We start from the raw sequence: 12,169 nt of genomic DNA, 5'->3' as shown, positions 1-12,169 counted from the left end.
AGGTTTCGTGACTGCGATCGATGCGGGCCTGGCCCTGCTGCGGGTGTGCCTGGGACTGACCATGGCCGCCCACGGATACGCAAAGCTGGTGCGCGGCGGCCGAATTCCCGGCACCGCACGATGGTTCGACAGCATCGGTATGCGGCCAGGCAAGGTGCAGGCGTGGTTGGCCGCGGGCACCGAGCTGGGTGCCGGAGTTCTGCTCGCCCTGGGCCTGCTCACGCCGTTCGCGGCGGCGGCATTCGTGTCGCTGATGGCGGTGGCTGCTTGGACAGTGCACCGCGGGCACGGCTTCTTCATCACAGGTAACGGGTGGGAGTACAACCTGATCCTCGCGGTCGGCGCAGTCTCGGTCGCGATCGGCGGAGCGGGCAGGTTCAGTCTGGACTGGGCGATTCTCGGGCACAACGTCTTCGACGGATGGGCCGGATTCGCGCTGTCGGTGGTGCTCGGCCTCGCCGCCGCGGCCGCACTACTGGGTGCGTGCTATCGCCCGGTGCCGGAGCCGGAGGCTGCGCGGTGACCCAGACACCCGTGCGGAAGGGACGATGACCATGGAGTTCGAACGTCTCGGACGCAGCGGAGTCACCGTGTCCAGATTGTGTCTGGGCGCGATGTCGTTCGGAGCAATGGGCAACGCCGACCACGACGACTGCGGCGCGATCATCGACCGGGCCCTCGATGCGGGCGTCAACTTCATCGATACCGCCGACGTGTACTCGCGCGGCGAGTCCGAGCAGATCGTCGGGAAGGCGATCGCCGCTCGCCGCGACGAGGTGGTGGTGGCGACCAAATTCTTCAACTCGATGAGCCGCGATCCCAATCACCGCGGGGCGTCACGGCGATGGATCGTACGGGCCTGTGAGGACAGTCTGCGCCGTCTCGGCACCGACTATATCGACCTGTACCAGGTGCATCGGCTCGACGAGGCCACCGATCTGGACGAAACCCTCGGCGCGCTCTCCGATCTCGTCCGCGCCGGCAAGGTCCGGACGGTCGGCACCTCGACATTTCCGGCGGAGGCGATCGTGCAGGCGCAGTGGGTGGCCGCCGATCGCGGCCATATCGCGCCGCACTGTGAGCAGCCGCCGTATTCGATCTTCGTGCGCGGCGCCGAGCGCGATGTCTTTCCGATCTGTCAACGCTACGGCATGGGCGCGATCGTCTGGAGCCCACTCAACGGGGGCTGGCTCACCGGAAAGTACCGCGGGGACAGCACATCCGACGAGGGGGCACGGTTCAACCGCCTCGGTCGCGGGGCTTGGCGGATGGATTCCGAAGGGGCGCAACGCAAACTCGCGCTGCTGGGGCGGCTCGACGAGATCGCTGCCGAGGCGGGCACGGATCTGATCACCCTGGCGCTCGGCTTCACCCTCGCACATCCGGCGGTGACCTCGACCATTATCGGCCCGCGCACGATGGAGCAGCTGAAAAGCCAACTGAAGGTGCTGGACACCGCGCTCTCGGACGAGGTGCTCGATCTGGTCGACGAGGTGGTCGCCCCCGGCGTGACCCTCGCCCGCGCCGACCTCGCCTACGAACCACGGGCGTTGCGGCACAAGCATTTACGACGCGCTGCTCGCCGGATCGGAACCATCGCATGACCACCGGCGAGATCACCACCTATGACCCCGAGGCGTTGCGCGCCAAGTGGTATCGCGACGGTTGGTACACCGATCGAACCCTGCTCGACGCGTTCGAGGCCGGTGCCGAGTCTCACGCCGGTTCGGCGCTCGTGTTCGCCGGGGCGGACACGGTGCTCGAAACCACGGTCGGCGACCTCCATCGCGAGGCACAGCGTGTCGCGGCCGCCCTCCAGGGCATGGGGATCGGCCCCGGCGACGCGGTGGTCGTGCAGCTGCCCAGCCGGTTCGAATGTTCGGTGGCCTACGAGGCGGTGCTGCTGACCGGTGCGACGCTGGTACCGGTCGTGCATATCTACGGCACCGCCGAGCTGTCGTTCATTCTCGCGGAATCCGGGGCGAAAGTCCTGATCATGCCGGAGCGAGTGCGTTCGACCCGGTACACCGACCGGATCACCGACCTGTCGGCGGTGCCCACGCTGGAACGGATCGTGGTCGTCGGCCCTGGCGAATGCGAGGGTGCGACGACGTGGGCGCAGTTGGACCGCGACGGGATGTATCGCGCCCCGCAGGTGCGTTCGGACGACGTATGCCTGCTGGTGTACACATCCGGGACCACGTCGGCGCCGAAAGGTGTGCAGCACAGCCATAATTCGATACTGGCCGAGCAACGCACCATGCCGCGCCTGCAGAATTCGAGTCCGGGAGCGGTGCATCTGGTGTCGTTCCCGCCGGGCCACATCGCGGGACTCGGCGCCGTGCTGCGCCCGATCTTGCACGGCACTGACACCGTCTACCTGGAGAACTGGGATCCGCACGCTGCGGTGGAGTTGATCGGCCGTTACGGGGTCACCTCCACGGTCGGCACCCCTTTCCATCTGACCGGGATCCTCAACATCGCCGACCGGGGTGACAAGCTGGCCACTCTGACCGAATTGATGCTCGGCGCGGCCACTGTCCCGGACGAACTCGGCAGGCGGGCCGCGGCGGCGGGCATCACGACCTATCGGTGCTACGGCTCGACCGAACACCCGACCATCGCAGTCTGCGGTGTCGACGATCCGCCGGACGCGCGGATCAACACCGACGGAGTCCCGCTGCCCGGCGTGCAGGTTCGGGTCCTGGACCCCGCCGGTCGCGACGTGGCGGCCGGAGTCGACGGTGAGATCGTCACCCGCGGCCCCGACCAGTTCGTCGGCTACCGCGACCGCGCACTCGACCGTGGCGCATTCACCGACGACGGCTGGATGCGCACCGGAGATCTCGGCCACCTCGACGCCGACGGCCGGCTCTCGATCACCGACCGGATCAAGGACGTCATCATCCGGGCCGGAGAGACGATCTCCTCCGGTCAGATCGAGGACGTGCTGCGCACGCACCCGGCTGTCGCCGAGGGCGTGGTGGTCGCCGCGCCGGACGCGCGGTACGGCGAGGTCGCGGCCGCGATCGTCGTCCTCGCATCGGGCACCGAACTCGATATCGACGAGCTGCGGCGGCATTTCGCCGTTTCGGGCCTGGCGAAGCAGAAGACTCCCGAGAAGCTCATGATCGTCGACGAACTGCCGCGTACCGCGGTGGGCAAGATCCGCAAGGCAGACCTGCGCAGGAAATACTTCACCGAGGTGGACCACACATGATCGCCTGGAACTCGCTGCGAATCCCGGTGATGGCGGCGCCGATGTTCATCGTCTCCAACCTCGACCTGGTCATCGCCTCCTGTCGCGCCGGCATCATCGGCGCGTTCCCCTCCGCCAATCCGCGCCGCCCGGAAACCTTGGACACGTGGCTGCGCGCGATCCGCGAGGCCGAGAAGACGACGCTCGACTCCGGCAGGGAGTTCGCGCCGTTCTGCGTGAACATGCTCGCCTCCGCGGCCCTGGACAAGCGGGCCCGCGACGAGGCATTGGCCACCGTGCGCAAGCATCGGGCGCCGCTGATCCTGACCAATATGGGCGACCCGCGTGAGGTCGTCGACGCCGCGCACGAATGGGGCGGCATGGTCTTCCACGATGTGACCACCATCCGGCACGCCGAAAAGGCGATCGAGGCGGGAGTCGACGGGCTGATGCTGGTCTGCGCGGGCGCGGGGGGACATGCGGGAACGCTGTCGCCGTTCTCGTTCCTGCCGAAGGTGCGTAGCATCTTCGACGGCCGAATCATGCTGGCCGGCGGCATCGCCGACGGCAACGGCATCGCCGCCGCCCTCGCACTAGGCGCCGACATCGTGGTCATGGGGACTCGTTTCATCGCCACCGCCGAATCGGGCACCGTCGAGGACCACAAGCAGATGCTGGTGACCTCCGAGAGCGAGGACGTTCTGTTCACCGATGCGATCGCAGGGCTGCCCGCCAGCTTCCTGGAGCCCTCGATCGTCAAGGCCGGACTCGATCCCCGGAATTTGCCACGCCCGACCGGCAAGCACCGGCCCAACCTGCCCGAGGGTGTCAAACCGTGGAAGTCGGTGTGGAGCGCCGGTCACTCGACCGGGCTGATCAACGACGTGCCGACCGTGGCGGCGGTCGTGGACCGGCTCGCGGTGGAGCTCAGTGCCGCGCGCGTTCCCGGCGATTGGCGAAAGAGGCTGTCGGACAAGGGGACGCGGTGAATCTCACAGAACTGGCCGCTCGATACGGGGACAAGCCCGCGATCGTCATGGGCGTAGGCGGCGAGACGCTGAGCTATCGCGAACTCGAGCAGCGGTCGAACCGGATCGCGCACCTGTTCCGGTCCCGTGGGCTGCGCCCCGGGGACCATATCGCGATCCTCATGCGCAATCAGCTCGAGGTGTTCCCGGTGGCGTGGGCGGCCCAGCGATCCGGCCTGCTCTACACACCGGTCAACTGGCATCTCAGCGCCGAGGAGGCGGCCTACATCGTCGCGAATTGCGGTGCGCGGATGCTGATCCACTCGGCATCGCTGACCGATCTCGCCGAGGCCGCGCACGCCGCCGCACCCGAACTCCGCTCACGGCTTGTGGTAGATGGCAGCGCCGCGGGAGCCGAACGACTCGAGGAGGCGGTCGGGGATCTGCCGACCACGCCCGTCGATGACGAGTTCGAGGGCTACTACATGCTGTACTCGTCCGGAACGACGGGACGACCCAAGGGAATCCTCCCGACACTGACCGGTCAGCCCTTCGGTGCCGGCCTCGGGATCGACCACTTGATGGGCGCCGCGTTCGGTTTCGGACCGGACTCGGTCTATCTCAGCCCAGGCCCGCTTTACCACGCCGCGCCGCTGGGCTGGACCTTCGGCACCGTGCGCAACGGCGGCACCGCGGTGGTGATGGAGAAATTCGACGCCGAACGCACGCTGGCACTCATCGACGAATTCCGGGTGACGCATGCGCAGTTCATCCCGACCATGTTCGTGCGAATGCTCAAGCTGCCCACCGGCATTCGTGATCGCTACGACGTTTCGAGTATCCGCTTGGTCGTGCACGCCGCCGCCCCGTGTCCGGTGGAGGTCAAACAGCGCATGATCGACTGGTTCGGACCCAAGCTGACCGAATTCTATTCCGGCAGTGAAGGAACCGGATTCTTCATGATCAACACGCCGGAGTGGCTCACGCACCGGGGATCGGTCGGCAAGGCAGTGCAGGGTGTCGTGCACATCTGCGACGACGACGGCAACGAACTCCCGCCCGGCGAGGTCGGCACCGTCTGGTTCAGCGACATCCGGCCGTTCGAATACCTCGGCGACGCCGCCAAAACCGCCGAGGCGTTCAACGACAAGGGCTGGAACACCCTCGGCGATCTCGGTCATGTCGACGCGGACGGCTACCTCTACCTGTCGGCCCGTCGCTCCGATCTGATCCTGTCCGGTGGAGTGAACATCTACCCGCAGGAGATCGAGGACGCCCTCATCCTGCATCCCGCGGTGTTCGACGTGGCGGTCATCGGGCTACCGGACGAGGAGATGGGCCAGCGCGTGCACGCCGTCGTCCAGCCGGCAGCCGGTGTGACGCCGGGACCGGATCTCGAGCGAGAACTGATCGACTACTGCCGCGACCGGCTCGCACACTACAAAGCGCCCCGGTCGATCGCCTTCGGCGAGGTGCCACGGCTGCCGAGCGGAAAGATCCTGCGCCGTCAACTGATGTCCGAATACATCGACGCGCACACAGCATCGACGCAGAACTGAATTCGGCTGCCTCCCGAGCGGAATCACGTGTTTGCGCTGCCGTCCCTCCGCAACTCTACGGTGGGCTTTGGCGTGCCGGGCGTCACTGGTCACGTTGTCTGCCGGGGCGGTCGGTCCACTCAGCGTATGTGCGGCGGTCCGGTCTGTTCATGGATCGAACCGCCGCACGATCAACCTCAGCGCGGGGCCATGCGGATGGCGCCGTCGAGGCGGATGGTTTCGCCGTTGAGCATCGGGTTGGACACGATGTGCGCGGCGAGGGCACCGTACTCGGACGGATCACCGAGACGCGCCGGGTGCGGTACCTGGGCGCCCAGTGACTGCTGCGCCTCGTCGGGCAGGGTGCCGAGCAGCGGCGTCTTGAACAGCCCCGGCGCGATGGTGTTCACGCGAATCAGCAGCGAGGCGAGATCGCGGGCGATGGGCAGGGTCATCCCCACGATACCGCCCTTGGAAGCGGAATAGGCGGCCTGGCCGATCTGGCCCTCGAAGGCGGCAACCGAAGCGGTATTGACGATGACGCCACGCTCGCCATCGACCGGTTCGGTCTTGGCGATGCGTTCGGCAGCCAGTCGGATCACGTTGAAAGTGCCGATCAGGTTGACGGTGACGACCTTGGTGAAGCCGTCGAGCGGGAAGGGGCCCTTCTTGCTGACGGTCTTGGCGGCGTTGCCGATGCCGGCGCAGTTGACCGCGACCCGCAGCGGCCCCAGCGACTCGGCGACATCGAGCGCCTGCGATACCGCGTTCTCGTCGGTGACATCGGCGGCGACGAAACGCACCCGCTCGCCGAGTTCCTTGGCGACGGCCTCGCCGTTGGAGGAGGGGAGGTCGATGATGACGACGTAGGCGCCGTCTGCCAGCAGCGCCTTGGTTGTGGCCAAGCCGAGGCCGGAGGCCCCGCCGGTGACGACGGCGACGCTGTCGTTGATCTGCATCCGAATGTCCTTTCGCGACGCGGGAGATTCCGACACTCCCGGTACATAGTTCACTATGTAATCTATCTGAAAGAAATAACGGGCGGTAGCCGCGACTCCCGATCGAAGGTCGGATCCGTGGGTGCCAGGATCGAGGGGTGGTGTACGAACGGTTGTCGCTCGCCCCGGGCGAGTGGGAGTTGCGGCTCGGTCCGCTCGGTGAACCCGAGGGGCCGCTGGTGGCGGTGTCGTTGGACGAGTGGCGAGCGGAGTCGCCGGCCAGGATCCGGCAGGCGGCCGAAGCGGTAGCGGGGAGCCTTCGGATCGTTGTGGGCGTTCTCGAGGCCGAGCCGACGGCTCGGTTGGAGCCGCTGCTGCGTGCCATGACGCTGACGCTGTCGTCGTCGGCCGGGGGGCGGGAGCTGATCGGGTGTGCGGATCTGCGGTCCGGCGTGGACCGGATTTCGGACGCGGTGGGCCGGAACCCGCGTGCGAGTGTGGCTTTGGCGAGGTTGGTGCGTCAGACGTCGGTGCTGGATGTCGAGGCGGGGCTCGCTGCGGAGGCCGCGGTGTATTCGATGTTGCTGGGTGGCAGTGAATTCGCGCGTTGGCGTGCCGAAAGGCCGGTGCGCCCGGTGGTGGCCCCGGAGCGGCCGGTGGTGCGGGCCGAGCGCCGCGGCGACCGGCTCGAGGTCGTGCTCGACAATCCGGGACGTCGCAATGCGGTGAGTATGCGGATGCGTGAGTCGCTGCTCGAGGCGTTCCAGCTGGCGGAGCTCGATCCTTCGATCGCGCGGATCGAATTGCGCGGCGCCGGACCGGCTTTCTGCAGTGGTGGTGATCTCGACGAGTTCGGTGTCGCTACCGATCTGGTCGCCGCGTATCTGGTGCGTCTGGAGCGGGCGCCGTGGCGGATCATCGATCGGCTGCGTGATCGGGTGACGGCCCGGGTGCACGGTGCGTGTATCGGGGCCGGCATCGAGATGGCGGCCTTCGCGGGGCGACTGACCACTGCTCCCGACGGATATTTCCAGCTGCCCGAGATCGGGATGGGATTGGTGCCGGGCGCCGGTGGCACGGTGAGTGTCGTGCGGCGCATCGGACGATGGCGAGCGGCCTGGATGATGCTCACCGGGGAACGGATCGACGCCGAGACCGCCGTGCGCTGGGGGCTGGTCGACGAGGTCGGCCCCGTCGAACCCGGGTTTTCCGTATAGAAGGTGTCCCGCCCGAGGGTGAGGCGCCGACCCGATCACCGACTGGATCGAGTCGTCAGCCCCGCCGGAAAATGATCTCTCCCGCTTGCACGACGACGCGGACCGTCGAGGAGGCTGGGTGGGTCAGCGCGACGCCCAGCGGTTCGGACAGCAGGCACAGATCTGCCGGGCAGCCGGTGTGCAACCGCCGCGGCGGCCCGCCCGGGTTGTCGGGCGCGGAGAGAAATCCGTCCAGGGCCACTCGAGCCGAAACACGTTCTGCCGCCGCCACTCTCGCGCCCGAGCCGGTGGTCCTGCGGACGGCGGCGCGGATAGTGTGCCACGGATCGGCCGCGCCGAAGGGGGCATCACTGGAGGGGGCGACTCGGACTCCCGCGGCTACCAGCGACGCATACGGGTACAGCAGGTGATGGTCACGTTCGTCGACGGTGGCGAGGTATTCATCGCCACGGTCCGCGATGAAGCACGGCTGGGTCACCACAGCCAGGTCCATGCGAGCCAGGTCGCGTCGCGTCTCGGGCGGGACGATCGCGGCGTGTTCGATGCGGTCGCCCGGCATCGTCCCGGTCGATTGCAGCGCGGCCAGTGTCAACAGCAAGGATTCGCGGGTCACACAATGGACGGCGACGGCCCGTCCCTGTTCTCGCGCGGACCCGATAGCGGCGATGAGCTCGGGCAGGGTGGGCAGGTCGTGGTCGTGTAGCAGGAATTTGCGTGGTCCGGCGGTCAGGCCTGAGATGGGGTGTGTGATCGCCGCGGCGCCGAGGACGTGGACTCGCAGCTTAAGCCTGCCGTCGCGGACGGCGGCGCCGAGAGTGAGCTGGCCGGTGCCGTCCTCATCGGGGGTGGCATCGGTGACTCCGGTGATGCCGTAGGAGGCAAGCCGCGTGCCGAGTGCCGCGAGGTCGGGTTCGGAGGTTCCGAGTGCCTCGCGCAGTTGTGCGTCGAAGCGCCAAAGCCGTCCCGTGGCAACACCTTCGGCGTCGCGCTCCACGTTTGGGCTGGTGTCGACGGTGCTGCCGAGTGCGGCGATACCGGCCGAATTGAGTGTCCACAGCGCTCCGCCGCGGTGCTGGATTCGGACAGGCCGGTCGGCGATCATCCGATCGAGGATGGCGCGATCGAGAATTCCCGCCACGGATTCGTGATAGTTGACACCGCGAATCCAGTGACCCGCCGGCAGCCGATCGCTCACCTCGCGCAGCGCGTGCCGAAGTTGTTCGGCCGAGCGCACCTGGGGCGGGCCGCAGTCGAGGGAGTCGGCTGCCGCCGCCGCGGCCAGCAGGTGAATGTGATGATCGTGCAGGCCCGGAATCAGGGCGCCACCATGTGCCGCGATCACGTCCTCGTCCGCCCGCGGAACCAGACCGGGTGCCAGTTCGCGGACCACACCGTCGGCTATCCGGGCATCGAGCAGCCGCCCCGCTACGTCGGCGCCTTGGATCAGCACGCTCATCCGCTCAACCATCGCGACAACGTCTCCTGTGTATCGGCGCCCAACGCTGCGGCCGCGGTCGGTGCGTGGCGGGCGCGAGGTGCGGCGACCGGAAATTCTGCGTCCGCGGTCCGCACGTGCCAGAGGTCGTCCGGGCCGTGGACCACTTCGTGGGGCTCGACGCGATCGCGGAGGGTGGCAGCGAGGACATCGCGCATCGACAGGTCGACCAGAAACGCCCGGTCCGACGACAATACGGCGGCCGCGGCAACCGCGGCGTGCACTCCGGCCACCGGATCCGCCAACGCATCGCCGCAGGGCAGCACCTCGCAGCCGTCGAAGACGACCGCTCCGGCCGCAGCGGCCACATCGTCACCGAAACCGACCCGATCCGACCACGGTCCCGTCCGCCCGTAAGCGGTGATACTCAGCCAATTCGTGCCGGCCGCGACCGCGGACTCGGCATCGATACCGAGCTGGCGTAGCGCTCGTGGCCGGGAGGCCTCCAGCACCAGATCGGCGACGTCGATGAGACGCTGTAGTGTTTCGACACCTTCGGCGGTGGTCAAATCGACTGCCACGCAAGCATGTTCTGCATGCATCAGGTCGAAGAAGTCGCGGGAACCGGAACGAGCCCCGTCCGGTCGGCGCGTGCTTTCCACTTTCACGATGTGGGCTCCGGTGCGGCCCAGCAGGTGTGCGCACAGGGGCCCCGCCCACAGCGAGGTCAAATCGACGACGACCGGCTCGGCGCGGCGAGGTTGCCGAACGCCGCCTGGCCGCACGACGATTCCGCGCCCATTGCGATGTCGGAACTGTGCGTCCTGAGGCTTTCCGGGGGTGTCGAGGACCGCCGCGGCGGCGATTCCCAGCAGTTGGGCGCGCGCCGCCGCATCCTCGGCGGAACACGTTCGCGCCCATTCGGCGACCGCCTGCCATGGGTCACCGCCGACCTCACCTTCGACCAGGGCGGGCAGCAAGGTGAAGTCGTCCTGTCGTGGCAACGAGATACCCAGGTACCCGTGCGTAGTCGGAAACATTCGAAAGGCTCCACCCACCGACCATGGCGCATTGCGACCACGTCCGAACAAGGCTGCACGTTCACCGAGAACTTCGACCCCGGGCCACGGCGCCGCGCTCGACTCGTCAGGGGGGCGCAATGCCGCCAACAGAGCCAATGCGGCCCCGGTCGCGGCGGCCGGCGCGCCGGGGGAGACCAGTGGCGGGCCGCCGGCCCGGCCGGTGAGCGCCATCGCGCCGGAGTCCGCCCAGGCCCGCACCGCCGAACGAGCATCGACGAGTACTGTGCGCCGCTGTCCACGGTCGTTTTCAGGGCGGGCGCCGAGGTCCTGGAGCAGTCGCCGGGCATGCTCCGCGGCCACTCCCTCGCTCCGCGCCTCGATGGCGACGCCGGACAAGGGCATGACATCGGCCGACTCGGCCGTCACTGCCTCGCAGCGGCGTACGGGTCGGGTCTGCTCGATATCTGATTCGCTCATCTGTCGATTCGGTCGGCGTTGGTAGGGCCCGTGCCAGCCTACGTAAATGCTGTGGAAGAGTGCTGAAACCGCGGCGACTTGACAAATACAGACGTATCACGGGCCGGGGAGATATCTGATCAACCGTTGGCTCTGTTTCAGTGCCACCAAACCGACGCTGACAGCGAGGTGCGTCGCCTATGTGCTGGCTGGGCGGGGTGTCACAGTGAGAACCTTCTCGCGCTTCGTCTGGCGCTGATTCAGAGACGAATCAGTCCAGCCGTGTTCGAGGCCACCGTATGTTACCGCTCGCCCACACCGCTGTTCGAATCCGGCACCGAGGCCGCTGAACACGAACAACGTGACATAGGCGTTCCCGGTGCCGCTGAGGTCCGCACGATGGCGAAGATCATCCGACGACGACCCGATCTGCTCTGACCGCGGAGCAACACGGGAGAGTCAGAGATCGTGGACGAGGCGATGGAGAGCGCCTGGCTTGACCGGCCTTTCGGAGGTTGCCTGATCGCCAGTGATTCTGCGACGTCCTGTCGACGTTCTGTAGGTCCGTACAAATCGGCGATGCCGAGTGAAGCTAATCATGTCTGTCGTATCGAAAATCCTGTTGAACTGCGGATTTGCTGTTCACCGAAACCGGGGAGGAGGGGCTGAACGAGGAACTGCCCAGCCTATTTGCGTATCGACCGCATCTGGAAGTCCTGGTGAGCTACCGCGAGCTCCACTACCCAGGCTCGGGCCGTTCGATTCCGGGGTTGGTGGAAGTCGTGGTCTTTGTCAGCGGATTCGGAGTGGAGCCAGTGCCCATGTGCCGAAGGCGTGGCTGATGGTGAGGACGATCTGGTCGGGTGCGGCGCCGTCTTCGAGATAGGTTTGGAGGTTGAGCAGATTATCCGCAGAGTGGACGTGGGCGAAGTCTGCGACGTTGTCGACGTAGCAGAGGTTGTGGTCGAGGCCGGCGGACAGGGTCATGAACCGTAGTGCTTCGGTGTTGATGTTGTTGGTGATCACTTGCCGGATCTGGGCGCGGTCGATGTTCGCGCGTTGTAGCGCGTTGTCGACGAGGCCGATGAGGGTGCGGCGGGTGAGGGCGGCGATGGCGTCGGGGTTGGTGGCGGCGCGGATGAGCTGGTTGGTGGCGGTGGCGGTGGTGAGGATTTCGATGCGAGCGGGTTCGGTGGTGACGAGGCAGGATGCGGCGCCGTCGCTGACGACGGAGTTGACTTGGCGGAGCAGGCGTTGCTCGGGTGTGGTGCAGGCATCGGCGGTCACCAGCAGGACGGTGCGGGCTTCGCGGGTGGTGACGAGTGTGCGGGCGAGGTGCAGGGCGGTGCCGAAGTTGGCGCATTCGGCGGCCGAGACCCCGATCGGTGTGGCGTGG

11 protein-coding genes are annotated in these 12,169 nt (G+C 67.2%); 7 read left to right on the top strand and 4 right to left on the bottom strand.

The window, feature by feature from the left end; genetic code table 11:
- The first annotated feature begins 7 nt into the window (after positions 1-7).
- The 5 genes from A5780_RS20370 to A5780_RS20350 are packed head-to-tail and all read left to right on the top strand — an operon-like array spanning position 8 to position 5,726.
- A complete protein-coding gene (locus tag A5780_RS20370) occupies positions 8-523 on the top strand; it encodes a DoxX family protein (RefSeq protein WP_064909269.1) in 516 nt (171 codons plus the stop codon).
- A 31-nt stretch (positions 524-554) separates the two neighbouring features.
- Positions 555-1,604 carry an aldo/keto reductase gene (locus tag A5780_RS20365; protein WP_064909268.1) on the top strand — a complete coding sequence of 350 codons (1,050 nt, stop codon included), beginning with the start codon at positions 555-557 and terminating at the stop codon, positions 1,602-1,604.
- A complete protein-coding gene (locus A5780_RS20360) occupies positions 1,601-3,220 on the top strand; it encodes an AMP-binding protein (protein WP_064909267.1) in 1,620 nt (539 codons plus the stop codon). The genes A5780_RS20365 and A5780_RS20360 overlap by 4 nt, the downstream gene beginning before the upstream one ends.
- Positions 3,217-4,188: a nitronate monooxygenase family protein gene (locus A5780_RS20355; RefSeq protein ID WP_064909266.1), complete on the top strand. Its 972-nt coding sequence runs from the start codon at positions 3,217-3,219 to the stop codon at positions 4,186-4,188. Before A5780_RS20360 ends, A5780_RS20355 begins: the two co-directional genes overlap by 4 nt.
- A 47-nt stretch (positions 4,189-4,235) precedes the next feature.
- Complete coding sequence (locus A5780_RS20350; protein WP_231983029.1) at positions 4,236-5,726, top strand: acyl-CoA synthetase; 1,491 nt, start codon at positions 4,236-4,238, stop codon at positions 5,724-5,726.
- Between the two features lie 176 nt (positions 5,727-5,902).
- Here A5780_RS20350 and A5780_RS20345 read toward each other — a convergent pair whose 3' ends face one another.
- On the bottom strand, positions 5,903-6,664 hold the full coding sequence (locus A5780_RS20345) for a 3-hydroxyacyl-CoA dehydrogenase (protein ID WP_064909264.1): 762 nt from the start codon (positions 6,662-6,664) through the stop codon (positions 5,903-5,905).
- Positions 6,665-6,801: 137 nt separating this feature from the next.
- On the opposite strand from A5780_RS20345, the gene A5780_RS20340 reads away from it, so the two are divergent.
- Entirely contained in the window at positions 6,802-7,860 is a 1,059-nt protein-coding gene (locus A5780_RS20340; protein ID WP_231983023.1) for an enoyl-CoA hydratase/isomerase family protein, read from the top strand.
- 55 nt (positions 7,861-7,915) lie between these two features.
- On the opposite strand, the gene A5780_RS20335 is transcribed toward A5780_RS20340, so the two are convergent.
- Both A5780_RS20335 and A5780_RS20330 read right to left on the bottom strand, forming a co-directional pair.
- On the bottom strand, positions 7,916-9,316 hold the full coding sequence (locus tag A5780_RS20335) for an amidohydrolase family protein (protein ID WP_064909263.1): 1,401 nt from the start codon (positions 9,314-9,316) through the stop codon (positions 7,916-7,918).
- On the bottom strand, positions 9,313-10,794 hold the full coding sequence (locus A5780_RS20330) for a CoA transferase (RefSeq protein ID WP_156769582.1): 1,482 nt from the start codon (positions 10,792-10,794) through the stop codon (positions 9,313-9,315). The genes A5780_RS20335 and A5780_RS20330 overlap by 4 nt, the downstream gene beginning before the upstream one ends.
- 78 nt (positions 10,795-10,872) lie before the next feature.
- Between A5780_RS20330 and A5780_RS41995 the strand changes: the two genes are divergently transcribed.
- On the top strand, positions 10,873-11,211 hold the full coding sequence (locus A5780_RS41995; RefSeq protein WP_369829538.1) for a DUF6283 family protein: 339 nt from the start codon (positions 10,873-10,875) through the stop codon (positions 11,209-11,211).
- A 354-nt stretch (positions 11,212-11,565) separates the two neighbouring features.
- Here the strand turns inward: A5780_RS41995 and A5780_RS20325 are convergent.
- Positions 11,566-12,169 (bottom strand): hypothetical protein (locus A5780_RS20325; RefSeq protein WP_156769581.1); only part of this gene is annotated, 604 nt, incomplete at its 5' end.

The organism is Nocardia sp. 852002-20019_SCH5090214, assembly GCF_001665865.1.
GTDB lineage: Bacteria > Actinomycetota > Actinomycetes > Mycobacteriales > Mycobacteriaceae > Nocardia > Nocardia nova.
Note: the sequence above shows the minus strand (reverse complement) of the source record. Positions and strands in the feature narration are given on the sequence as shown.